18 protein-coding genes are annotated in these 22,368 nt (G+C 63.3%); 8 read left to right on the top strand and 10 right to left on the bottom strand.

Translation table 11 applies throughout. The annotated features are described in order from the left end of the window. Positions 1–53: 53 nt before the first annotated feature. The gene (locus LPB04_RS04225; RefSeq protein WP_193687515.1) at positions 54–518 is read right to left on the bottom strand and encodes an RrF2 family transcriptional regulator; all 465 of its coding nucleotides are present in this window, start codon (positions 516–518) and stop codon (positions 54–56) included. A 178-nt stretch (positions 519–696) separates the two neighbouring features. Here LPB04_RS04225 and LPB04_RS04220 point away from each other — a divergent pair, with 178 nt between their 5' ends. Then, the gene (locus LPB04_RS04220) at positions 697–2,166 is read left to right on the top strand and encodes an APC family permease (protein ID WP_193687514.1); all 1,470 of its coding nucleotides are present in this window, start codon (positions 697–699) and stop codon (positions 2,164–2,166) included. 179 nt (positions 2,167–2,345) lie between these two features. On the opposite strand, the gene LPB04_RS04215 is transcribed toward LPB04_RS04220, so the two are convergent. From LPB04_RS04215 to LPB04_RS04205, 3 genes are all read right to left on the bottom strand, one after another. Next, positions 2,346–4,505, bottom strand: a complete 2,160-nt coding sequence (locus LPB04_RS04215; RefSeq protein WP_193687513.1) for a S46 family peptidase — start codon at positions 4,503–4,505, stop codon at positions 2,346–2,348. 116 nt (positions 4,506–4,621) lie between these two features. Continuing rightward, positions 4,622–5,821: a cardiolipin synthase gene (cls, locus tag LPB04_RS04210; protein WP_193687512.1), complete on the bottom strand. Its 1,200-nt coding sequence runs from the start codon at positions 5,819–5,821 to the stop codon at positions 4,622–4,624. Positions 5,822–5,964: 143 nt separating this feature from the next. After that, complete coding sequence (locus tag LPB04_RS04205) at positions 5,965–6,234, bottom strand: GlsB/YeaQ/YmgE family stress response membrane protein (RefSeq protein WP_091876165.1); 270 nt, start codon at positions 6,232–6,234, stop codon at positions 5,965–5,967. A 304-nt stretch (positions 6,235–6,538) separates the two neighbouring features. Here LPB04_RS04205 and LPB04_RS04200 point away from each other — a divergent pair, with 304 nt between their 5' ends. After that, entirely contained in the window at positions 6,539–8,032 is a 1,494-nt protein-coding gene (locus tag LPB04_RS04200; protein ID WP_227496609.1) for a hypothetical protein, read from the top strand. A 76-nt stretch (positions 8,033–8,108) separates the two neighbouring features. On the opposite strand, the gene LPB04_RS04195 is transcribed toward LPB04_RS04200, so the two are convergent. Genes LPB04_RS04195 through LPB04_RS04185 form a run of 3 tightly spaced genes read right to left on the bottom strand, consistent with a single transcriptional unit; the run spans position 8,109 to position 9,812 of the window. Continuing rightward, the gene (locus LPB04_RS04195; RefSeq protein ID WP_193687511.1) at positions 8,109–8,678 is read right to left on the bottom strand and encodes a YceI family protein; all 570 of its coding nucleotides are present in this window, start codon (positions 8,676–8,678) and stop codon (positions 8,109–8,111) included. 22 nt (positions 8,679–8,700) lie between these two features. Then, positions 8,701–9,264, bottom strand: a complete 564-nt coding sequence (locus tag LPB04_RS04190) for a YceI family protein (protein WP_193687510.1) — start codon at positions 9,262–9,264, stop codon at positions 8,701–8,703. Then, complete coding sequence (locus LPB04_RS04185; protein WP_193687509.1) at positions 9,261–9,812, bottom strand: cytochrome b; 552 nt, start codon at positions 9,810–9,812, stop codon at positions 9,261–9,263. The genes LPB04_RS04190 and LPB04_RS04185 overlap by 4 nt, the downstream gene beginning before the upstream one ends. A gap of 194 nt (positions 9,813–10,006) precedes the next feature. Between LPB04_RS04185 and LPB04_RS04180 the strand changes: the two genes are divergently transcribed. Further along, positions 10,007–11,968, top strand: a complete 1,962-nt coding sequence (locus LPB04_RS04180) for a TonB-dependent receptor plug domain-containing protein (RefSeq protein ID WP_193687508.1) — start codon at positions 10,007–10,009, stop codon at positions 11,966–11,968. Between the two features lie 67 nt (positions 11,969–12,035). On the opposite strand, the gene purB is transcribed toward LPB04_RS04180, so the two are convergent. Further along, on the bottom strand, positions 12,036–13,415 hold the full coding sequence (gene purB, locus LPB04_RS04175) for an adenylosuccinate lyase (RefSeq protein ID WP_193687507.1): 1,380 nt from the start codon (positions 13,413–13,415) through the stop codon (positions 12,036–12,038). 146 nt (positions 13,416–13,561) lie between these two features. On the opposite strand from purB, the gene LPB04_RS04170 reads away from it, so the two are divergent. Next, a complete protein-coding gene (locus LPB04_RS04170) occupies positions 13,562–14,182 on the top strand; it encodes a glutathione S-transferase C-terminal domain-containing protein (RefSeq protein WP_193687506.1) in 621 nt (206 codons plus the stop codon). Continuing rightward, entirely contained in the window at positions 14,179–15,108 is a 930-nt protein-coding gene (locus LPB04_RS04165; protein ID WP_193687505.1) for a PfkB family carbohydrate kinase, read from the top strand. Before LPB04_RS04170 ends, LPB04_RS04165 begins: the two co-directional genes overlap by 4 nt. Positions 15,109–15,268: 160 nt before the next feature. On the opposite strand, the gene LPB04_RS04160 is transcribed toward LPB04_RS04165, so the two are convergent. Then, positions 15,269–15,844 carry a TMEM165/GDT1 family protein gene (locus LPB04_RS04160; RefSeq protein ID WP_193687504.1) on the bottom strand — a complete coding sequence of 192 codons (576 nt, stop codon included), beginning with the start codon at positions 15,842–15,844 and terminating at the stop codon, positions 15,269–15,271. Positions 15,845–16,006: 162 nt separating this feature from the next. On the opposite strand from LPB04_RS04160, the gene LPB04_RS04155 reads away from it, so the two are divergent. Next, the gene (locus LPB04_RS04155; RefSeq protein ID WP_193687503.1) at positions 16,007–17,863 is read left to right on the top strand and encodes a M1 family metallopeptidase; all 1,857 of its coding nucleotides are present in this window, start codon (positions 16,007–16,009) and stop codon (positions 17,861–17,863) included. Between the two features lie 21 nt (positions 17,864–17,884). After that, positions 17,885–19,510 carry a serine hydrolase gene (locus tag LPB04_RS04150; RefSeq protein WP_193687502.1) on the top strand — a complete coding sequence of 542 codons (1,626 nt, stop codon included), beginning with the start codon at positions 17,885–17,887 and terminating at the stop codon, positions 19,508–19,510. Between the two features lie 64 nt (positions 19,511–19,574). Here the strand turns inward: LPB04_RS04150 and LPB04_RS04145 are convergent, their stop codons facing one another. Beyond that, positions 19,575–20,366 (bottom strand): class I SAM-dependent methyltransferase, encoded by a 792-nt coding sequence (locus LPB04_RS04145; protein WP_193687501.1) that lies wholly within the window; start codon positions 20,364–20,366, stop codon positions 19,575–19,577. Positions 20,367–20,725: 359 nt separating this feature from the next. Here LPB04_RS04145 and LPB04_RS04140 point away from each other — a divergent pair, with 359 nt between their 5' ends. Beyond that, the gene (locus LPB04_RS04140; RefSeq protein WP_193687500.1) at positions 20,726–22,363 is read left to right on the top strand and encodes a TldD/PmbA family protein; all 1,638 of its coding nucleotides are present in this window, start codon (positions 20,726–20,728) and stop codon (positions 22,361–22,363) included. The last annotated feature ends 5 nt before the right edge of the window (positions 22,364–22,368 follow it).

The raw sequence follows: 22,368 nt of genomic DNA, 5'->3' as shown, positions 1-22,368 counted from the left end.
TTTAAACTTCAAAAAAAAGCCCGCAGCACGGGCCTTCCATGGGGCAGGTGTACTTATGCCGTGCCGGCGGTGGCGCCACTCCAGAACATCTTGTGCATCCGGACGATCTGCTCGCCGGTGCCGCCCGCGGTGACCTGCGCCAGCGTGTAGCGGTCCATCTCCGCGTAAAAGGCACGCATCCCGGCTTGTAACATGCCGCGCAGGTGGCAATCGAGGCTGAGGGCGCAGCGGATCGCTTCGCAGTCGACCAGTTCGTCGTCGCCTTCGAGTTCGCGCAGCACTTGCCCCACCGTCAGCAGCTGCGGATCGGCGGCCAGGCGCAGGCCGCCGTTGCGGCCGCGCAGGGCGCGCACCCAGCCGGCACGGGCCAGATGGCCGACCACCTTGACCAGGTGATTCTGCGGAATCGCGAACTGAGAGGCGATCTCGGCGACCGTCACCGGATGCGGGCGTGCGCCGGCGCGCTCGAGGTAGATCAGCACGCGCAAACCGATGTCGGAAAAGCGGGTCAGACGCATAAAATGTCTTCAGGAAAGAGCAGGTTTATTTTAAGGTACGAAATACGCATGGCCGATGCATTGTTAGGGGAAACTATTTTCTCAACAACTCGCGAACGGCCCGGAACGGCCCTATAATCGCGAACTTTGGCGGCGTTCCGTGCTCAGCCATTTCTCCATTTCGTGACAAAGGATAACCGTGAACCTGACACTGGGCCAGAAGCTGATTCGCACCAAACCGGCTGAGCGCGCGCACGAAGACAGCCAGGCGACCCATGGCGGCGGCCTGAACCGCACATTGGGCCTGTTCCCGCTGACGATGATCGGCGTCGGCGCCACCGTCGGCACCGGCATCTTCTTCACGATGGTCGAAGCGGTCCCGAAAGCCGGGCCAGCCGTCATTCTATCCTTCCTGATCGCCGCGATTACCGCCGGCCTGACCGCCCTGTGCTACGCCGAGCTGGCCGGCCGCGTACCCGCATCGGGTTCATCCTACTCCTTTGCCTACGCGACGGTGGGCGAATTTGCCGCCTTCATCGTCGCCGCCTGCCTGCTGCTCGAATACGGCCTGGCCGGCAGTGCGGTGGCGATCGGCTGGTCCGATTACCTGAACAACTTCTTGCAGAACGCCTTTGGCTGGGAAATCCCGGCCCAGCTGCGTTCGCCGATGTTCGTCTCCGACCACAGCAATTTGACTGTCCACTCGGGCAATTTCAATTTGCCGCCGGTGCTGCTGGTGATCATGTGCTGCATCCTGCTGATTCGCGGCACCAAGGAATCGGCCACGACGAATGCCGTCATGGTCGTCATCAAGCTGGCCATCCTGGCCTTTTTCTCGGTGATCGCCTTCTCCGGTTTTGATGCGAACAATTTTCACCCCTTCTTCAATACCGACAACAGCAAGGGTTTCGCCGGCATGGCCGGCGTGACGGCCGCCGCCGGCACCGTGTTCTTCTCCTTCATCGGCCTCGACACGATCGCCACCGCCGGCGAAGAAGTGAACAACCCGCGCCGCAACGTGCCGATCGGTATCCTGGCGGCGCTGGTCATCGTCACCCTGTTCTATTTGCTGGTCGCCGTGGCCGCGATGGGCGCGCAGCCCGCGCACCTGTTCGAGGGCCAGCAGGCCGGCCTGTCGGTGATCCTGCAGAACGTGACGGGTAAAGCCTGGCCGGCGCTGGTGCTGTCGGCCGGGGCAGTCGTCTCCGTGTTCTCGGTGACCCTGGTGACGATCTACGGCCAGACGCGCATCCTGTACGCGATCAGCCGCGACGGCCTGATCCCGAAGACGTTCCAGAAGGTGAACCCGCGCACCGGCGCACCCGTCTCGAACACGCTGATCGTCTGTCTGGTGGTGGGCCTGGTGGCCGGCCTGGTCGACTCGACCTTCTTGTGGGACATGGTCAGCATGGGCACGCTGACGGCCTTTATCGTCGTCTCGATCGCGGTACCCGTGATCCGCGCCAAGCAGGGCCCGGATGCCGAGCACGGCTTCCGCGTGCCCTTCGGCCCCTATGTCGTGCCGGGCCTGTCGATCGCGGCCTGCCTGTACATCATGAAGGATTTGCCGATGCCGACCTTCCGCGTGTTCTTCATCTGGATGGCGGCGGCGGTGGCGACGTATTTCCTGTATAGCGTAAGGCATAGCCGGCTGAACAAGAAACCGTAATGCCCAACGCCGCGCTCGACGCGGCGTTTTTGTGTGCACGCTATACAAGCGCGTGGACTCCTGACTCCACGCGTTTAAGAGCATTTGGCACAGCGTGCATGGCAAGACGAAAAAAAAGCCACGTGCCTTCCGGCAGCGTGGCTTTTTGCCTTGAAAGGGCGCCGTAGCGCCGCTTTACGTTACAGCGCGTTCATTTCCTTCAGCAGGTTATCCGCCTTGTCCACATGCTTCATGTTCCACAGGATGTAGCGGATATCGACCTGGATGTCGCGGGTATTGGCCGCATTGAAATCCCAGTCCGAGATGATGGAATCGAGGGTGCCGTCGAAGGCCAGGCCGATCAATTCTCCGCGCTTGTTCAGCGCTGCCGAACCCGAGTTGCCGCCGGTGATGTCCAGCGTCGCCAGGTAGTTCACCGGCACAGTCTTCAGTGCAGGATCGACGAACTTGCCGAAGTCCTTGGCCTTGATGGCGGCCAGCTGGGCGGTCGGGGCGTTGAATTCGCCTTCGCCGGTGTGCTTAGCAACGACGCCTTTCACCGTGGTGAACGCGGTCCACGCACCGGTGCCGTCGGCGCCATGGTCGCGGCCGGCGATCTTGCCGAAGGTGACGCGCAGGGTGCCGTTGGCGTCCGGATAGACGGCCTGGCCCTTGCTATTCATGTAGGCGATCTTCGCCTTCATGTAGCCGGAATAGGCCTTCTGGATCTTGCCGCCGAGTTCTTCCTCTTTGGCTTCGTCCTTCAGGTCCGATTCATACATGGCGACGGCTGCCTTGATGAAGCTGTCGTTGCTGGCCTTGAACTCGGCCGGCGACTTTTTGAGCCACGCGGTGCGCTCTTCCTTGTTGGCCAGTTTCGAACCGGCATAGGCCTTGTCGATGGCGGCCTTCAGTTCGTCCTGGCTCATGCCCGAACGGATGCCGAGGGCGGCGTTGAAGGCCGTGTCCTGTTCCTTGGCCGGCTGGGCCAGGTACTTGCTCAGGAAGTGCAGGACCAGCGCCTTGTCGACTTTTTCGTCGTAGGTGCGGTCCTGGCCGGTGATGACCGAGGTCATGCGCGCCATGTCGCGTTCCTGGTAGCCCGACTTGCGTGCGGCGTCCGGCTTGGTGCGCTCGTTGGCCAGGCGGTACAGGGTACGTGCCGAGCCCAGGAAGCGCGGCTGGGCGTAGCTTTGGTAGAAGCCTTCCTTGGTGTGGCTGTCGCGCTCGGCGATCAGCTTTTCGACGGCGTCGATGTCGCCCGCGAACTGCTTTTTACGGGCGGCGTCGCTGTTGACCCAGGCCTTCATTGCATTGTGCTCGGCGGTCTTGCGCGCCAGGAAGTCGCTGTCCCCGTAGGAGGTCAGCATGCCCTTGCGGTTCTTGTAGTAATTGTTGACGCTGGCGATCTGGCCGGCGTACTTCAGCTTGGCAGCCGGATCGTTCTTGGTTTCGCGCTCGATGATGGACAATACGTCACCCGAGGCTTGCACGAAGGCCGGATAGTTCCAGTCGAAGGTGTACTGCACTTCCGACGGCAGGCGGTGGCGGTTGGTGCGGCCGGGATAGCCGACGACCATGATGAAATCGCCTTCCTTCGAGCCTTCGGTCGCCACTTTCAGGAAGTGCTTCGGCACGTAAGGGACGTTGTCGCTCGCGTAGTCGGCGGCCTTGCCGTCCTTGCTCACGTAGGCGCGATAAAAACCGTAGTCACCGGTGTGGCGCGGCCACATCCAGTTATCGGTGTCGCCGCCGAATTTGCCGACGCCGGCCGGCGGCGCGTGCACCAGTCGCACGTCGCGGATTTCCAGCTGTTTCAGGCGATAGAACTCGAGGCCGCCGTAGTAGCTGGCCACGGTGCAGCGGTAACCCGGCGTTTTTTCGCAGGCGGCCACCATTTCTTTCTGGTTCTTTTCGATTGCGTCGATCCGTGCCTTGCCGGTCAAGCGCGCCACTTTGGCGTCGATGATCTGGTCGGTGACCTTGGTCACCTCTTCCGTCACGAACACGCGGCTGCCTGGCGCTGCCGGCACTTCCTCGGCCAGGGTTTTGGCGAGGAAGCCGTTCGCCAGCAGGTCTTTCTGCGGCGTCGAGTTGACGGCGACGCTGTTGTAGACGCAGTGGTGGTTGGTGACGACCAGGCCTTGCGGCGAGACGAACGATGCCGAGCAGCCGCCCAGGCTCACCACCGCGCCCATCGGGAATTCGGTCAGTTTGGTCAGCGTTGCCGGGTCGAGTTCGAGGCCGGCGGCCTTCAGTTGCTGGGCTACTTGTGGCAGCTGCTGCGGCATCCACATGCCTTCGTCCGCTTGTGCGGCGAAGCTGGTCAGGATGGCCAGCGAGAGGAGAGTCTTTTTCATTCGCGATCGATCAGGAGGGGTTATCGGATACGTCTGGCTCCCACGGAGCAGCCAAGAGTATCCGTAATCCCGCCTCGGCTCGTCAACCGTTATTTCCGGCCCGGCAAGGCCGGTATTTACAGCTGCGAGCCCAGCAGCGAGGCAACTTCGCCGCTCAGTTTTTCGGTCCACGAGCGGTTCTGCCAGGCAGCGTAGGTCATGCGCCGTGCACGCTGCCAGTCCTGGTCGAAGACCGCATCCTGGGCGCGCGCGAAATCGGCGTCGAGCACGTTCAGGTTTGCCTCGTCGTTGATGGAAAACGAGCGGTTGTCGAAATTGGTCGAGCCGACCGAGACCATCAGGGAGTCGACGATCAGCGCCTTCACGTGGTACATGGTCGGCTGGTATTCGGCGATCTCGACTCCGGCTTTCAACATGTCGCCCCAACGTTCGCGCGAGGCCAGGCGCACGATGTCCGAATCGATTTCCTTGCCCGGCGTGATGATGCGCACCTTGACGCCGCGCTTGGCGGCGGCGGCGAGCGCGCGCAGCGTCAGGTCGTCGGGCACGAAATACGAGGCCGACATGTTGATCGACTTGCGCGCGGCGGTGATCGCCATCAGGTACATCAGGTGCATGCTTTCGCTGCCGCCGGTCGGCGAGCTGGAAAACATCTGCGCCGGCATGTCGCCGGCGGCTTTCAGGGCCGGAAAATAATCGTCGCCATCGAGCACGACACCGGTGGCCTTGATCCAGTTATCGGTAAACACGGCCTGCATCTGGCCGACGACGGGGCCTTCGACGCGGAAATGGGTATCGCGCCAGTGATTTTCATCCTGGGCGTTTCCTCGCCACTGGTCGGCGATGCCGACGCCGCCCGTAAAGCCGACGCTGCCGTCGACAATCAACAATTTTCGGTGCGTGCGGTTGTTCAGGCGCGCGAGTTTCCACCAGGCCGGCTTGTGATAGCGCTGCAATTGCACGCCGGCGTCGCGCATTTTCTGCATGGCGTCTTCCTTCATCTTCATGCTGCCGATGAAGTCGAGCATCACGTGTACTTTCACGCCGGCGCGCGCGCGCTCGGCCAGGGCATTCGAAAATTCCTCGCCGATCGTTTCCGACCAGTAGATATAGGTTTCGAAAGTGATCGTTTTCCGGGCGCCGCGGATGGCGGCCAGCATGGCGGGGAAGATCTGGTCGCCGTTGAGCAGGGTCTCGACCTTGTTGCCTTCAATGATGGGAGGGCCGAGCAGTACCCCCATCGAACGCCGGAACTGGGCGTCGTGGATATCGTACATGCGCGGCAGTTGCGTCTCGATCTGCTTTTCGCTCGGCATGAAATTGAGAGCGAGAAAGCCGACGATGAGCGTCAGGATGCAGCTGGTTATCGAAACAGTGACTCTACTAACGCGCATAGGGAACCTTCAGACGAAAAAAAACCAACGCGTGGAAGCGTTGGTTATGTGGGGCAAACCACTGATTAACGCACGCGGCCGCGACGCAGCAGGTTGACGATAGCCAGCAGGATAACAGCACCCAGGAACGAAACCAGCAGCGACGACACGCTGAAGTCATCCGAATTGATAGTGCCAGAACCGAACAGTGGGGAGAGCAACCAGCCGCCCAGGAAGGCGCCGATGATACCGACCACAACGTTCAGAATCATGCCTTGCTCGGCATCGGTCTTCATGACCATGCTTGCAAGCCAGCCCAGGATACCACCGACGACGATCCAGATGATGAATAGCATTTTAGTTCCTCCTCATAGTAAAAAAAACCTACCCGAGGCCAATTGATTGCGGTGGCCATGTGAAAAAGTCTACGGAATGTCGACATAGCGGGTCGGTGCGGCAACGAACGTTAGACGACGAATCTGTAAATCCTGTTCCGGGCCGGGTTTTTTTTCATGAAAATGTTGCCGTTTTGGAATCTCGTGAAGTGAGTGCGTCAGCGAACAGAAGGGGTAATAGTCGGGGCATATTGTTCGGCTACTGGCAACCGAATTGTTGCAAGACCTGACCGCACTACCACAACACCTTTGAAAGGGATACATCATGAGCTACGACACCAATAAGCAGAATTCGCGCATGGTCACCGGCCTGTTCCCGGACCGCGCCAGCGCAGAGCGCGCTTACGATACCGTTTCCACCCGCGGCTACAGCAAGGACGACGTCAACCTGATGATGTCGGATTCGACCCGCAGCACCCACTTCGCCGACACCGATACCGAACTCGGTAGCAAGGCAGCCGAAGGCGCCGGCATCGGCGCCGGTATCGGCGGCACCATCGGCGCCGTCCTGGCAGGCATTGCCGCCGTCGGCACCACCCTCGTGTTGCCAGGCTTTGGCCTGGTCGTGGCCGGCCCGCTGGCCGCAGCACTGGCCGGCGCCGGCGCCGGCGGCATCACCGGCGGCCTGATCGGCGCGCTGATCGGTGCCGGTATCCCTGAAGAACGCGCAGCACACTACGAAGAAGGCATCAAGCAGGGCGGCATCCTGATGGGCGTGCACGCCCGTAACGACGAAGACGCTGCCCACATCGAGCGTTCGTGGACCGAACAAGGCGGTTCGCACGTGATCGGCACCGGCGTCGGCGCCGTCGGCGGCGCGCTCGCTGGTGCCGCCATCGGTTCCGCAGCCGGTCCGATCGGTACCGTCGCTGGTGCCGCCATCGGCGGCATCACCGGCGGCATGGCCGGCAAGGGCGTGGGCGAAGTCGTCAATCCGAAAGCCGGTGACGACCTGAACGAACACCACCTGGCCAAGGGCGCCGGCGCCACCGCCGGTGCAGCCACCGGTGCCGCACTCGGCGCCGTGGGCGGCCCGATCGGCATGGCCGCCGGTGCGGTCGTCGGCGGCCTGGCGGGCGGCGCAGCCGGCCGTGGCGCTGGCGAAGTCGTGAATCCGAAAGGCGATGACCGTCTGGACGAACATAACCTGGCGCAAGGCGTCGGTGGCGCCGGTGGCGCAGCGGCAGGCGCAGCGATCGGCGCCGTCGGCGGCCCGGTCGGCATGGCCGCGGGTGCCGTGATCGGCGGCCTGGCAGGTGGCGCAACCGGCAAGGGTGCCGGCGAAGTCGTCAACTCCAAGCCGGGCGACGACCTGCACGACCATAACCTGGCCAAGGGCGTCGGCGCAGGCGGCGGTGCAGCAGCGGGCGCCACGATCGGCGCCGTGGGCGGCCCGATCGGCATGGTGGCCGGTGCGGCAGTCGGCGCAGCGGTCGGCGGCATGGCCGGCAAGGGCGTCGGCGGCATGGTCAATCCAGCCCAGGAAGATGCGCACTGGCGTAACACCTATCAAACCGAGTCGTATTACACCCCTGGCTACACCTACGACGATTACGCTCCGGCCTACGCGCTGGGCTATAACGGCAAGGGCCGCTACACCGGCAGCTACGACCAGAACGAGCACTACCTGGCCGACGAATGGAACACCAGCCGCGGCAACTCGCGCCTGTCGTGGGACCAGGCCAAGGCAGCCAGCCGTGCCGCATGGCACAAGGTCGAGCGCGCCATTCCGGGCGACCTGGATCGTGACGGCCGTTAATCAGCCTTAGTCGGTTCTGTCATGTAAAAAGCCCCGCTGCCGACAGGTAGCGGGGCTTTTGTTTTACAGCGGGGAATTACTGCTTGACGGCTTCGACCTGGATCGCCAGTTTCACTTCAGGCGAAAAATTCGGCAGGCCGGCGTTCACGCCGTAATCGCTGCGCAGGAAAAAGCCGTGTGCGTCGGCACCGCAGACTTCGCGTTTCAGCATCGGGTGCTGGATGCACTTGAACTTGGCGATGTTCAGGGTCAGTGGTTTGGTCACGCCATGCAGGGTGAAGTCGCCCTCGACAGCGACCAGGTTCTCGCCTTCGAAGCGCAGTTTATTGCCTTTGAACGTGGCGGTCGGGTATTGGGCGACGTCGAAAATGTCCGGCTTCTTCGCGTGTGCATTCATCTTTTCGTGGCCGAAATCGATGCTGTTCATGTCGACCGTGATGTCGACGCTGCCGGTTTTCGCGGCGCGGTCGAGCGTAATGGTGCCGTCGGTTTTGGTGAATTTGCCGCGCCATACCGAGATGCCCATGTGGTCGGCTTCGAAGCTCGGGTAGGTGTGGTTCGGCTCGATCTTGTAGGTGTCGGCTGCTGCGCAGGCGAAGCCGGCGCTGGTGGCAAGGGTGGCGGCAATCAGGAGGTGCAGTTTCATTTATTGGTCTCTCGGTAGTGAATTATTGGCCCGCAGTGACGCGGAATTTGATGACAACTTCGTCGGCGACCATGCTGGTGTCTTTCCACTCGCCTTCGCCGATATTAAAAGCAAGCCGTTTGATCGGCAACTGCCCTTCAAAAACCTGTTTGCCGGCTTCGGTTTTCACCGTCAGCGGGAAATTCACGTCGGCGGTCTTGCCCTTGATGGTCAGCTTGCCGGCCACGTTCAATTTGCCGGGAGCGGCCGGCTTGATCGAGGTCGAGACAAAACTCGCTTTCGGAAATTGCGCCGTGTTGAACCACTCTTTCTTGGCAACCTCTTTATTGTATTCGGGGTCGCCCAGGTCCATGCTGGCGGTCTGGATGTCGACGCTCGCCTTCGATGCTTCGGGGCGGGCGGCGTCGTAGTCGATCGATGCCGTAAACGTCTTGAATTTCGCTTCGACCGGCACGTTCATCTGCTTGAACACGGCGGCGACGCTGCTTTTCGCGGGATCGGTTTTTAAAACAGCCGCAGTGGACAGAGAGGCGGCAAGGGCGCTGGCGAACAGCGAAGCAAGCGCAAGGGCGCGCACGGGTTTCATTTATAAACTCCTCTTTTAATCGGAAAGGGCAGCATGCGCCCCATGATGCCGTCGCGGTCGATCAGCACATGTTTTAAAGCGGCCAGCACGTGGATCGCCACCAGGGCGGCCAGGCCCATGTTGAGCCAGTAGTGCAGGGCGCCGAGCACGGGTTTTAACACCGGATCGGCTTCGATCAGGACCGGCAGGGGAAGCAGGCCAAAATACACGACCGGCACGCCGGCCGCCAGGCTGTAGAAATAGCCGGACAGCGGCACGGCAAACATCAGCACATACAGCAGGCCGTGCAGTCCGTGCGCGGCGCGGCTTTGCCAGGGGGCCATGCCGGCGGGATAGGCGGGCGGCTTGCTGCGCAGGCGCCACAGCAGGCGCAGGGTCGCCAGCGACAGCACGGTTACACCCGCCCATTTGTGCCAGGAAAAATAGCGCAGCTTGGTCGGCGTCAGCCCGGGAATGTCGGTCATCACCAGGCCCAGCGTGAAGGTACCGATGATCAGGAGGGCGATCAGCCAGTGCAGGACGATCGCGGGGAGAGAGTAACGCTGCATGCTTGTTGTCGCCTTGGTACTGACCAGAACGAAAACTATAGCAAAAAAGGGCATGCGTGGTTCGGCACTGCATGTTTCTTTTCGTACACTTGCATGAATTGTTAAACGTGCACAGCCACGGCACAGTCGAATGTAAAATCGGAGCCAGCGCGTATTGAGAATAAAAGAGGCAAAGTTCCCTTTCGAGGAGTCGTATGTACAATGTTCCCCCAAGCCGGCCACGCCCACGGGTGCTGGTCCTGCTGCTCGCCGCCGCGCTGGCCAGTAGTGCTCATGCAAATGCCCATGCCGCCGATCCGCAGGGGGCCGATTTTGCTGACCTGTCGATCGAGGAACTGGCGAATATCCAGGTGACCTCGGTGTCGAAAAAGCCGGAGCGCCTGCTCGAGGCCCCGGCCGCGGTGTTCGTCATCACGGCCGACGACATCCGCCGCTCGGGTGCCGCAAGCCTGCCCGAAGTCCTGCGCCTGGCGCCCAACCTGCAAGTGGCGCGTGTCAACGGTGCGAACTATGCGATCACGGCGCGCGGCCTGAACGGCGGCGGCAACAGCGCCCCGAATAAACTGCTGGTGCTGATCGACGGGCGTTCGGTGTACACGCCGCTGTTTTCCGGCGTGTTCTGGGATGTGCAGGATTTGCTGCTCGAAGACATCGAACGGATCGAGGTGGTCAGCGGCCCGGGCGGTACGCTGTGGGGCGTGAACGCCGTGAACGGCGTCATCAACATCACCACCCGCTCGGCGCACGACACCCATGGCAGTCTCGCCGTGCTGCGCGGCGCCACCGAAGGCGGCGACATCGCGTTTCGCCAGGGCGGACGCACGAACGACATTGGCTGGCGCGTCTATGGCAAGGCGCAGGGACGCTCGCATACGGAACTGGCCAGCGGCGCCGCAATCGACGATGCCTGGCATGCGGGGCAGGTGGGTTTTCGGGCCGATTGGGAGCGCGGCGCCGACCGCTTCAGCCTGAACGGCAACGTGAACCGCGGGATGTTCGGGCAGCCGGCGCCGGGGACGATTGCCGTTTCCGGAGCCAATCCGGGCCTGGGCACGGTCGACACCCACGGCGCCAACCTGACGGGCGGCTGGCAGCATGCGCTGCAGGATGGCGGCAGCGTCAACGTCCAGCTGTATTACGACTACACCAGGCGCGAAGTGCCGCCGACCTTTACCGAGTCGCTCGACATCGTCGACCTGCAGGTCCAGCACACGCTGGCGCCGATCGGGGCGCACAACGTGGCCTGGGGTGCGAATGCGCGCTACGGCCGGGACCATGTGCAGGGCAGCCAGTATGTCGCCTTCCTGCCGGAACGCCTGAACCAGACGTGGCTGAGCCTGTTTGCCCAGGACGAGATCACGCTGGCGCCGACGCTGCGCGCCACGGTCGGTGCCCGGGTCGAGCGCAACGATTACACGGGCACCGAATTCCTGCCGAGCGCGCGCCTGTCGTGGAGCAGGGCGCCAGGCCACGCCTTCTGGGCGGCAGCCTCGCGTGCGGTGCGCGCCCCCTCGCGGCTTGACGCCGATACCTATATCCCGGGACGGCCGCCCTACATCCTCGCGGGCAGCCCCGGCGTGCGCTCGGAGGTGGCCAAGGTGTTCGAACTGGGCTATCGCGGGCAGCCGCTGCCGCGTCTGTCGTATTCGGCCACGCTGTTCTACAACGATTACGATGACCTGCGCACCCAGGAACTGCGGCCGAGCCGCACGATAGTCGATTTCGCGAACCTGGGCGAAGGGCACGGCTACGGCATCGAAATGTGGGGCAGTTTCCAGGCAACGAAATCGTGGCGCCTGTCGGCCGGACTGACGGCCATGCGTGAGCGTTTTCAGCTGAAACCCGGCAGCAACGACGCCGGCAGCCTGCGGCGGGCGGGCTTCGATCCCTCGCATAACCTGCAGCTGCGCTCGACCTACAGCATCGACGCGGCGCGCGAACTCGAGCTCGCCGTGCGCAAGGTGGGGGCGCTCGATATCGGCCAGGTGCCGGGCTATGCCGCCCTCGATGCGCGTTTCGGCTGGCGCCTGCGACCGGATCTGGACCTGTCGGTCGCCGCGACGAACCTGAACGGCAGCCACGCCGAGTACGGGGGAATCGCCACGCGTTCGGAAGTGCCGCGCACGGTGGCGGTCAGAGTGGTGTGGCAGAACTGACGGGCGTAAATAAAAAAAGCCCGCGCCATGTCCGGCGCGGGCTGTTGACTCACTGGATCGCGAACGCTTAAATCGCCTTCGCCAGCTCCGCCGCCAGGCCGATGTAATTCGCCGGCGTCATCTGCAACATCAAATTCTTCGCTTCCTGCGGCACGGCCAGCGTCCCGATGAACTCGCGCAGCGCTTCCCTGGTGATGCCCTTGCCGCGGGTCAGTTCCTTCAGCTGCTCGTAGGGATTCTCGATGCCGTAACGGCGCATCACGGTCTGCACCGGCTCGGCCAGCACTTCCCAGTTCGCATCGAGGTCCGCTTCCAGCCTGGCCGCGTTGACTTCCAGCTTGTTCAGGCCGCGCAGGCAGCTGTCGTAGGCGAGCAGGGCGTAGCCGAAGCCGACACCGATGTTGCGCAATACCGTCGAGTCGGTCAGGTCGCGCTGCATGCGCGAGACCGGCAGCTTGTCGGCCATGTGGCGCAGCACGGCGTTCGCCAGGCCCAGATTCCCTTCGGAATTCTCGAAGTCGATCGGGTTGACTTTATGCGGCATGGTCGACGAACCGATCTCGCCCGCCTTCAGCTTCTGCTTGAAATAGCCCAGCGAGACATAGGTCCAGATGTCGCGGTTCAGGTCGAGCAGGATGGTGTTCGCGCGGGCAATCGCATCGAACATCTCGGCCATGTAGTCGTGCGGCTCGATCTGGATGGTGTACGGATTAAACGTTAAGCCAAGCCGCGACTCGATCACGTCCTTCGAGAAGGCCGGCCAGTCGAAGCCGGGGTAGGCCGACAGGTGGGCGTTGTAGTTGCCGACCGCGCCGTTCATCTTGCCGAGGATGTCGACGTCGGCGATCCGTTTTACTGCACGCTGCAGGCGCGCGACGACGTTGGCAAATTCTTTACCAAGGGTGGTCGGGCTGGCCGTCTGGCCGTGGGTGCGCGAGAGCATCGGCAGCGCCGCGTTGGTGTGCGCGATCTCGGTGAGCTTGGCGACGATCGCCTGCAGGGCCGGCAGCATCACGGTATCGCGCGCGGCTTTCAGCATCATGCCGTGGCTGGTGTTGTTGATGTCTTCCGAGGTGCAGCCGAAGTGGATGAACTCGCTTGCCGCCACCAGCTCCGGCACATCCTTGACTTGCTCCTTGAGCCAGTACTCGACCGCCTTCACGTCGTGGTTGGTGACCGCCTCGATTTCCTTGATGCGGGCGGCGTCGCTTTCGCTGAAATTCGCCGCCATGGCGTCAAGGTGAGCGCTCGCTTCTGCGGAGAACGGCTTGATCTCGCTAAAACCTGCCTGCGCCAGCGCCTGCAGCCAGGCGATTTCAACTTTGACGCGGTGGTGCATGAAGCCGGCTTCGGACAGGATCGGGCGCAGCTTGTCGGTCTTGGCCGCGTAACGGCCGTCGAGCGGCGACAGGGCCGACAGGGAGGAGAGTGGGGCGGTAGCGGTCATGGCGGGCGGTCCGTGCAAAAACGCGGATTTTACCACCGGAGCCGATATCGGTCTTTGTGGCCGCCACAGCGAAACGAGCCCCCACGGCCGTTTTTGCCAGCCGGGCCGATGTTATACTCATATTAAATTCCTCTTTCCGAGCATCTATGAAACTCATCGGTTCGAACACCAGTCCCTATGTGCGCAAGGTCCGCGTCGTCATGGCGGAAAAGAAGCTCGATTATTCCTTTGAGCTCGACAACGTGTGGGCCGCCGAGACCCAGGTCCACCTTTCCAACCCGCTGGGCAAGGTGCCCTGCCTGGTCATGGAAGACGGCAGCGCCCTCTACGATTCGCGCGTGATCGCCGAATACCTCGATACGCTCACGCCCGTGTGCAAGCTGCTGCCGGCCAACGGCAACGGACGCGACCGCGCCGACGTCAAAGTGTGGGAGGCGCTGGCCGACGGCGTACTCGACGCGGCCGTGCTGGTGCGCCTGGAAAAGACGCTGCGCCCGCAAGAGCAGCAGAGCCCGCAGTGGATGGCACGCCAGCTGGGCAAGGTGCATGCGGGCCTGGCCGTGATGGCGGAAAAACTCGGCGAGCAGCCTTTCTGCATGGGCAAGTCGTATACGCTGGCCGACGTCGCCGTCGGCTGCGCACTTGGCTGGCTGGCCTTCCGCTTCCCGGACATCGCCTGGCGCGACGACTATCCGAACCTGGCGAAGCTGCACGACAAGCTGGCCGAACGCGCCTCCTTCCGCGACACGGCGCCGTTCGAAGGATGAGCGGCGCGCTGACGACGCTCGTCTTCGGCGAGTCCCTGGTCGACGATTTCGCGACCGAACAGATCGTCGGCGGCGCGCCCTTCAATGTCGCGCGCCACCTGGCCGCCTTCATGGCGCCGCAACTGATGATCACCCGCATCGGCGCCGACCACAACGGCGAGACGATCCGGGCCGAATTCGAGCGCTTCGCGATGTCGCAGGCCGGCCTGCAGCGTGACACGATCGAGGAAACCGGCCGCGTCATCGTCGAGCGCGGCGCGAAAGGGCACCGCTTCGTCATCGTGCCCAACCAGGCCTACGACTACATCGGGCGCGAAGAAGCGCTGGCGGCTGTGAAGACGGTCGACGCCGGCATCCTGTATTTCGGCACCCTGGCCCAGCGCGGCGAGCGTTCGCGCGGCACCCTCAAAGCCTTGCTGTCGGCGACAAGCGCCACCCGCTACCTCGACCTGAACCTGCGCGACGGCCAGGTCGACGAAAAAATCGTCGCCGACGCGCTGCACGCGGCCGACATCGTCAAACTCAACGAAGACGAGCTGCAGGCCCTGTTCGGCTGGTATTTTCAATTGGGGCCGAACGACCCGCCGATGGCGGCCGGCGAAACGCGCTCCGCCTGCGCGGCGCTGCTGCAGATGTTCGGGTTGGAGGCGCTGATCGTCACGCTGGGCCACCGCGGCTCGGTCTACTTCGGCGCCGGCGGCGTCACGCTCGACACCCGCGACGCGCCTTCTCCCCCCTTCGTCATCGACACGGTCGGCGCAGGGGATGCGTTCTCGGCGATCTTCCTGCTGGGCCGCGCGCGCGGCTGGCCGCTCGAGCTGACGCTGGCGCGCGCCAACGAATTCGCCGGCGCGATCTGCGCGATCCCCGGCGCGGTGCCGCGCGATTTGGGGTTCTACGATCAGTGGATGACGCGCTGGCGGTAAGGGTTTTCATGCGTCCGTCAACGCGTGGGCTCGAGAGCCCACCCTACGTCAGTTGACACGTTGGCAGTTGCGTAACGTAGGGTGGGCACTCGTGCACACGCGTTGATACGCACCAGATCCGCTTTAGAACGCGCTGATCTTGCCACAGGTTTTACTACAGCTAAAACCCGTAGCCATTACCCGCCCCCATCAGCGTGGCCATCCCCAGCCCCATGAAGATGACGGCCGCGATCCCGTGCACCAGCCCGAGCGGAATCTTGTTCGCGATCCGCTCCCCGAACAGCACGGCCGGCACGTTCGCGATCATCATCCCCAGCGTGGTCCCGGCCACCACCGCCGCGATTTCCGTATAACGCGCCGCCAATGCCACGGTCGCCACCTGCGTCTTGTCGCCCATCTCGGCCAGGAAAAAGGCGAGCAGGGTCGTCATGAACACGCCCAGTTTCGGCAGCGCCGCATCGGCTTCGTCGACGTGATCGGGGATCAGGGCCCAGATCGCCATGGCGAGGAAGGACAGGCCCAGCACCCAGCGCATCACGGATGGTCCCAGCAGTTCGCTCACCAGCGCGCCGACGGCGGCGGCAAAGGCGTGGTTCAGCAGGGTGGCGACGAAGATGCCGAGGATAATCGGCAGCGGGCGGCGGAAACGGGCGGCGAGCAGGAAGGCGAGGAGCTGCGTCTTGTCGCCGATTTCGGCGAGGGCGACGATGCCGGTTGCGACAAGAAAGGCATCCATAGGGAGCAGCGGATAAGGCAGGTTAAGCAGAGCGCGGATCATAGCAGAGTCCGCACATCCGCAGCGCGTCAATACACACAACGGCCGTCAGTAAAGGCGCGCTTTCGCGGCCTCTATGAAAGTGCTATTCTGCTCGCGCCTCTCCGCTCAGCCATTCATCACATGCACACTCTTACCCTCCTGCGCGCCGCCGCCTGCGCCATCCTCGGCCTGCACGGCGCCACAGCTTTCGCCCTCGACCCGCTGAGCTACGCCAACTACGACCAGGTAAAAACGCGCGCCCTGCACCTCGACCTGAAAGCCGATTTTACGAAAAAGACGCTGGCCGGCCACGCCGTCCTGACGCTCGACTGGCTGGATAAAGCCGCGCGCCGCCTCGACCTGGACACGCGCGAGCTGGCGATCTCGAAGATCGAAGCGCTCGATGCACATGGACGCTGGGCGCCCGTGCGCTACACGCTCGACAAGTTCGACGCCGAGAAGGGCCAGGCCCTGCACATCGACCTGCCACGGCAGGCGCCGCAGGTCCGCATCTACTATCGCACCGCGCCCACCGCCAGCGCCCTGCAGTGGCTCACGCCGGCGCAGACCCTGTCCGGCAAGCGTCCCTTCATGTTCAGCCAGTCGGAAACGATCAACGCCCGTTCCTGGGCGCCGGTGCAGGACACGCCCTCGGTGCGTTTTACTTACACGGCGCGCATCGAGGCACCCGAGGGCCTGCGCGTGGTCATGAGCGCCGATAACGATCCGAAGGCAACGGGTAAAGGTGGCTGGAAGTTCAGCATGCCGCAGCCGATTCCCTCGTATCTGCTGGCGATCGGCATCGGCGAACTGGAAGCGCGCACGCTGGGCGGACGCACCGGCGTCTACGCCGAACCGAAACGCATCGAGGCCGCGGCCTATGAGCTGGCCGACACCGAAAAGATGGTCGCCGCCGCCGAATCGCTGTATGGCCCGTATCGCTGGGGGCGCTACGACATGCTGGTGCTGCCGCCTTCCTTCCCGATCGGCGGCATGGAGAACCCGCGCCTGACCTTCCTGACGCCCACCATGATCGCGGGCGACCGCAGCCTGGTCGACCTGATCGCCCACGAACTGGCGCACAGCTGGTCGGGCAACCTGGTCACCAACGCCTCGTGGAAGCACTGGTGGCTGAACGAAGGGTTCACGACCTATGTGACGACGCGCATCCTGGAAAAGCTCTATGGTCAGGAGGTCGCGACCATGAACCTGCAGCTCGAGCAGGAAGAGGCGATCGAGTCGCTCAAGGAGATCCCGGTCGACAAGCAGGCGCTGCTCGCGCGCGACCCGGACACCACCTCCAGCACCTATACCGACGAAGGCCTGGCCTATCCGAAGGGCGCCTGGCTTCTGCGCACCCTCGAAGAACGCGCCGGCCGTGCCGTCTTCGATCCTTTTCTCCGCGGCTGGTTCGACGGCCATGCCTTCCAGAGCGTGACGACCGAACAGTTCGTCGACTACCTGCGCACCGAGCTGCTGGCGAAGCACCCGCAGGTGATGAGCGAGGCGGAGCTGGACGAGTGGTTGCATGGTGCCGGCATCCCGGCCAGCGCGCGGCATGCGAAGTCGCAGCGCCTGGTGGCGCTCGATGCGACCACGGCAAGCTGGCTGAAAGGCGATCTGCCGACGTCGAAACTCGACACCAGGGACTGGACCGCGCTCGAGTGGATGAAATTCTTGAACGACATCGACAGCAAGGCCGACGCCGCCAGGTTGAAAGAACTCGACGCCGCCTACGGCCTGGCGAAGAGCGGCAACAACGAAGTCGCTTTCCGCTTCTACCGCGCCGCCGCGCACGCCGGCTACCGCGAGGTGCGCCCGCACATGCAGGCCTTCCTGATGAGCGTCGGCCGCCAGAAGTTCGTGGTGCCCCTGTACACGGCGCTGCGCGCGAATGACGAGGACCGTGCCTGGGCGGAGAACGTGTACAAGGCGGCGCGCGAGCGCTACCATCCAGAGACGCAAAGCAGTGTCGACAAGCAGATGGTCAAACAGTAAAGGAACCGAAGAGTGCAACAGATGAAACGCATTGCAGCCGCGATCCTGATCGCGTTTTCCGCCAGCGCGGCCTACGCCTCCGAGGCGCCCGCCGCGGTGCCGACCGCGGCGCCTGTCGCCGTCCCTGCCTTCGACCTCGAACAGGACGTCACGCGCGTCATGAAAGCCTTCGACGTGCCGGGCATCGCGATCGCCGTCGTCAAGGACGGCAAGGTCGTCGCCGCGCAGGGCTTCGGTGTCCGTAAACTCGGCGCGCCGACAAAAGTCGACGGCCAGACCCTGTTCGAGATCGCCTCCAACTCGAAAGCGTTTACGGCCGCCGCACTGGCGATGCTGGTCGACGAAGGCAAACTGAAATGGGACGACCCGGTCGTCAAACACCTCCCGGACTTCCAGATGTGGGACCCGTATGTCACGCGCGAGATGACCGTGCGCGACCTGCTGACCCACCGCAGCGGCCTGGGACTCGGCGCGGGCGACCTGCTGTGGTGGCCGACCACGAATTTTACGACCGACGAAATCATCGAGCGCCTGCGCTACGTAAAGCCGGCGACCAGCTTCCGCAGCAGCTACGCCTACGACAACCTGCTGTATATCGTGGCCGGCAAGATCATCGCCCAGAAGTCGGGTAAATCCTGGGGCGACACGGTGCGCGAGCGTATTTTGAAACCGGTCGGCATGAACACGACCACCACCAGCCTGGCGGAGAGCGCGGCCAACCCGAACGCCTCGAACGCGCACAGCAAGATCAACGACAAGATCGCCGCCGTCAAGTCGATGCCGGTGAATAATGCGGTCGGCGCGGTCGGCATCAACACCAGCGCCGAAGACATCGCGAAGTGGATGAAGGTGCTGCTCGACGGCGGCCGTGTCGAGGGAGTAAAAGGCGCCGACGGCAAGGAGCTGCGCCTGTTCAGCGAAGCGCAGTCGCGCGAGATGTGGACCGCGCAGACGCCGATCAAGATCGGCCAGCCGAAGGGGCCATTGGCGCCGGTGAAACCAAATTTCCTGGCCTATGGCCTGGGCTTCCAGCTGCGCGACTACAAGGGCCAACTGGTGGCGAACCACGGCGGTGCGCTGCAGGGCTTTTATTCGCGCGTACTGCTGGTGCCGGAATCGAAACTGGGCATCGCCATCCTGACCAATGCGGAGAGCGGCGGCGCCCTCAACGCGCTGCAATACCGCCTGCTCGACCAGTACATGACCGGCAGCGCGCCGACCGACTGGATCAAGCTGATCGCCGACGACGAAGACCGCAAGCACGCCGAAGAACTGGCGCGCCTGAAGAAGACCTCGGCCACGCGCGTCGCCGCGTCGAAACCGTCGCTGGCGCTGGACGCCTACGAAGGCCAGTACAGCGATCCGTGGTACGGCCCGATGACGATCAAGCGCGACGGCAGGAAGCTCATCATGTCGTTTGCGCGCACGCCTGATTTGACGGGCGAAATGGAGCACTTCCAGCACGACACCTTCATCGTGCGCTGGAAGGAGCGCAATTTCAACGCCGACGCCTACGTCACCTTCGCGCTCGACTACGACGGCAGCATCGAGCACGTCAAAATGAAGGCGGTGTCCAGTGAGACCGACTTCAGCTACGATTTTCACGACTTGCTGTTCACGCCGGTGAAGCAGAAGGCGAAGCTGTAAAAGAAAACGGGCCGCTCGACGCGGCCCGTTTTGCATGGTGGGCGCCCCGTGCCCACCATGACGATTACTGCTTCACAAACTTGAGCGTCATCCGGTCGCTTTCTCCGATCGCCAGATTCTTCTCGCGGTCCTTGTCCTTGTTCGCCAACACCGGCGGCAGCGTCCACACGCCTTTTTCGTGATCCGCCTTGTCCTTCGGATTGGCGTTCACCTCGGATTTGCCGGCCAGTTTGAAACCTGCGCTCTCGGCCATCTTGATCACATAGGCCTCGTGCACATAGCCGCTCGAGGCCTTGTCGTCCTGCTTCATGGAGACGGGCAGGCGATGGTCGACCAGGCCCAGGACGCCGCCCGGCTTCAGCACCTTGTAGATCTCCTTGAAGGTGGTGCGCACCGCTTCGTCGCCGTCGCCGACCCAGTTGTGCAGGTTGCGGAAGGTGAGGACCATGTCGACGCTGCCCGCCGGCGCGATCTCGTAACGGCTGGGCGGCTCGAACACGGCGGTGGCGGCCTTGCCGTACAAGCCCGGATTCGCATCGAGTTTGGCGCGCAAGGCCAGGCCGCCCTTCTTGTCGGGTGCCTGGCCGGCGCCGATGTACTTGCCCTTGTCGCGCAGGTAGGGCGCCAGGATCTCGGTGTACCAGCCGCCGCCCGGCACCAGTTCCACCACCGTCATGGTCGGCTTGATGCCGAAGAAGCTCAGGGTCTCGTACGGATGGCGGTACACGTCGCGTTTGGCGTTGTCCGCGCGGTGTTCGGCGGCGATGGCGGCTTTCAGGGCGTCGTCGGCCGGGGCTGCACTGGCTGCGCCTGCTGCGCTCACGGCCAACAAGGCGGCGAGGATCAGTCGTTTCATGGAATCTCCGTTGTGGTAAGGGGCCGCCGGCCGGTGCCGTTGCCGCCGCGCCGATGATCGAACAAGCAACCCTTGCAGTCAAGCGAATCCAGTGGCTTGTCCCGCGTATGTACTGTCCGCCGCGTGTCCGCGGCGGACAGCCGGACACCCTGCGGACGCTGTCAATACGCGCAAAGACCGCCTGCTGTGCAGCACTGCGGCTGGTATGAAGATTGCCTATTCAAACGCTTGAGTTACTGATAATGTTGAACGGTTTGCCGCGCGTTCCAGCGCGAGGAAGTACCGAGGAATACATATACATACGCGGCAGTGCCGGTGTGCGCGCCGCCCCAAGACGCAGGTTGAATTCAGGAGACAGAATGGAACGTCGTACCTTCCTCAACATCAGCACCCTGGTATTCGGTTCGATGCTCATCCCGGTTGCCGGGCGTGCGATCGCGGCCGAAGAACTGCTCAGTCCCATGGCCGTCGCGGCCAAGAAAGCGCTGGCCGACACCGCGCTCAACGCCGCCACCAAGGCCGGCGCGTCCTACTGCGACGTGCGCATCGGGCGCTACCTGAACCAGTTCGTCACCACGCGCGACCTGAACGTGGAAAATGTCGTCAACACGGAATCGGCCGGCGTCGGCGTGCGCGTGATCTGCAACGGCGCCTACGGCTTCGCCGCCACCTCCGACATGACGCCGGACGGCATCGCCAACGCGGCGCGCCAGGCCGTCGCGATCGCCAAGGCCAACGCCAGACTGCAGACCGAACCGGTACAGCTGGCACCCGTCAAAGGCGTGGGCGAGGTAAGCTGGGCGACGCCGTACAAAAAGGACTGGCGCACGGTGCCGATCAAGGACAAGGCCGAGCTGCTGATCGCCGCGAACAAGGCCGGCATGGACAACGGCGCCAACTTCATGCAGTCGATGCTGTTCCAGGTGAACCAGCAGAAGTATTTCGCGTCGACCGACGGTTCCTACATCGACCAGGACCTGCACCGCCTGTGGGCACCCTTTAACGCGACCGCCGTCGACAAGGCGAGCGGCAAGTTCCGCTCGCGTAACGGCTTGGGTAGCCCGGTCGGCATGGGCTACGAATACCTGGACGCGCGTCCCGAGCACAAGATCAAGGCCGCCGGCGGCGTCGCCACGCTCTACACGCAGTCTTACGACATGATCGAGGATGCGCGCGCGGCCGGGCGCGACGCCAAGCGCAAACTCACCGCGAAATCGGTCACCCCTGGCAAGTACGACCTGATGCTCTCGCCGGAACACCTGTTCCTGACGATCCACGAATCGGTCGGCCACCCCACGGAGCTGGACCGCGTGCTCGGCTACGAAGCCAACTACGCCGGCACCAGTTTCGCCACGCTCGATAAATGGCAGTCGAAGAATTTCAAGTACGGCTCGCCGCTGGTGAACATCGTCGCCGACAAGACGACCCCGGGTTCGCTCGGCGCGGTCGGCTACGACGACGAAGGCGTGCGCTGCAAGGAGTGGAACATCATCAAGGACGGCATCCTGGTCAACTACCAGGCCACGCGCGACCAGGCCCACATCATCGGCGAGAAGGAATCGCACGGCTGCTCGTACGCTGACTCGTGGAGCAATGTGCAGTTCCAGCGCATGCCGAACGTCTCGCTGAAGGCGGGTACGAAGAAGATGAGCCCGGACGAGATGGTCAAGGGGATCAAGAAGGGCATCTATATCGTCGGCGACGGTTCCTTCTCGATCGACCAGCAGCGCTACAACTTCCAGTTCGGCGGCCAGCTGTTCTACGAAATCAAGGACGGCAAGATCGGGCAGATGCTGGAAGACGTGGCCTACCAGGCCAACACCCAGGAATTCTGGAGCGCCTGCGCCGGCATCTGCGACGAGAAGGACTGGCGCATGGGCGGCTCCTTCTTCGACGGCAAGGGCCAGCCGCCGCAGATCAGCATCGTCTCGCACGGTTCCTCGACCGCGCGCTTCAACGGCATCAACGTGATCAACACCGCCCGCAAGATCGGCTAAGGACA

Source organism: Massilia litorea, from assembly GCF_015101885.1.
GTDB classification, from domain to species: domain Bacteria; phylum Pseudomonadota; class Gammaproteobacteria; order Burkholderiales; family Burkholderiaceae_D; genus Telluria; species Telluria litorea.
The sequence above is the reverse complement of the archived record's forward strand: the minus strand, read 5'-3'. Positions and strand labels throughout refer to the sequence as shown.

Excerpts from the sequence above, each read along its gene's own strand:
- LPB04_RS04190 (WP_193687510.1), bottom strand. The coding sequence starts at position 9,264 with ATGAAACCCGTGCGCGCCCTTGCGCTTGCTTCGCTGTTCGCCAGCGCC.
- LPB04_RS04165 (WP_193687505.1), top strand. The coding sequence starts at position 14,179 with ATGAGCGGCGCGCTGACGACGCTCGTCTTCGGCGAGTCCCTGGTCGAC.
- LPB04_RS04160 (WP_193687504.1), bottom strand. The coding sequence starts at position 15,844 with ATGGATGCCTTTCTTGTCGCAACCGGCATCGTCGCCCTCGCCGAAATC.
- cls (WP_193687512.1), bottom strand. The coding sequence starts at position 5,821 with ATGCCGAGCGAAAAGCAGATCGAGACGCAACTGCCGCGCATGTACGAT.
- purB (WP_193687507.1), bottom strand. The coding sequence starts at position 13,415 with ATGACCGCTACCGCCCCACTCTCCTCCCTGTCGGCCCTGTCGCCGCTC.
- LPB04_RS04200 (WP_227496609.1), top strand. The coding sequence starts at position 6,539 with ATGAGCTACGACACCAATAAGCAGAATTCGCGCATGGTCACCGGCCTG.
- LPB04_RS04185 (WP_193687509.1), bottom strand. The coding sequence starts at position 9,812 with ATGCAGCGTTACTCTCTCCCCGCGATCGTCCTGCACTGGCTGATCGCC.
- LPB04_RS04140 (WP_193687500.1), top strand. The coding sequence starts at position 20,726 with ATGGAACGTCGTACCTTCCTCAACATCAGCACCCTGGTATTCGGTTCG.
- LPB04_RS04215 (WP_193687513.1), bottom strand. The coding sequence starts at position 4,505 with ATGAAAAAGACTCTCCTCTCGCTGGCCATCCTGACCAGCTTCGCCGCA.
- LPB04_RS04150 (WP_193687502.1), top strand. The coding sequence starts at position 17,885 with ATGAAACGCATTGCAGCCGCGATCCTGATCGCGTTTTCCGCCAGCGCG.
- LPB04_RS04170 (WP_193687506.1), top strand. The coding sequence starts at position 13,562 with ATGAAACTCATCGGTTCGAACACCAGTCCCTATGTGCGCAAGGTCCGC.
- LPB04_RS04225 (WP_193687515.1), bottom strand. The coding sequence starts at position 518 with ATGCGTCTGACCCGCTTTTCCGACATCGGTTTGCGCGTGCTGATCTAC.
- LPB04_RS04180 (WP_193687508.1), top strand. The coding sequence starts at position 10,007 with ATGTACAATGTTCCCCCAAGCCGGCCACGCCCACGGGTGCTGGTCCTG.
- LPB04_RS04145 (WP_193687501.1), bottom strand. The coding sequence starts at position 20,366 with ATGAAACGACTGATCCTCGCCGCCTTGTTGGCCGTGAGCGCAGCAGGC.
- LPB04_RS04195 (WP_193687511.1), bottom strand. The coding sequence starts at position 8,678 with ATGAAACTGCACCTCCTGATTGCCGCCACCCTTGCCACCAGCGCCGGC.
- LPB04_RS04205 (WP_091876165.1), bottom strand. The coding sequence starts at position 6,234 with ATGCTATTCATCATCTGGATCGTCGTCGGTGGTATCCTGGGCTGGCTT.
- LPB04_RS04155 (WP_193687503.1), top strand. The coding sequence starts at position 16,007 with ATGCACACTCTTACCCTCCTGCGCGCCGCCGCCTGCGCCATCCTCGGC.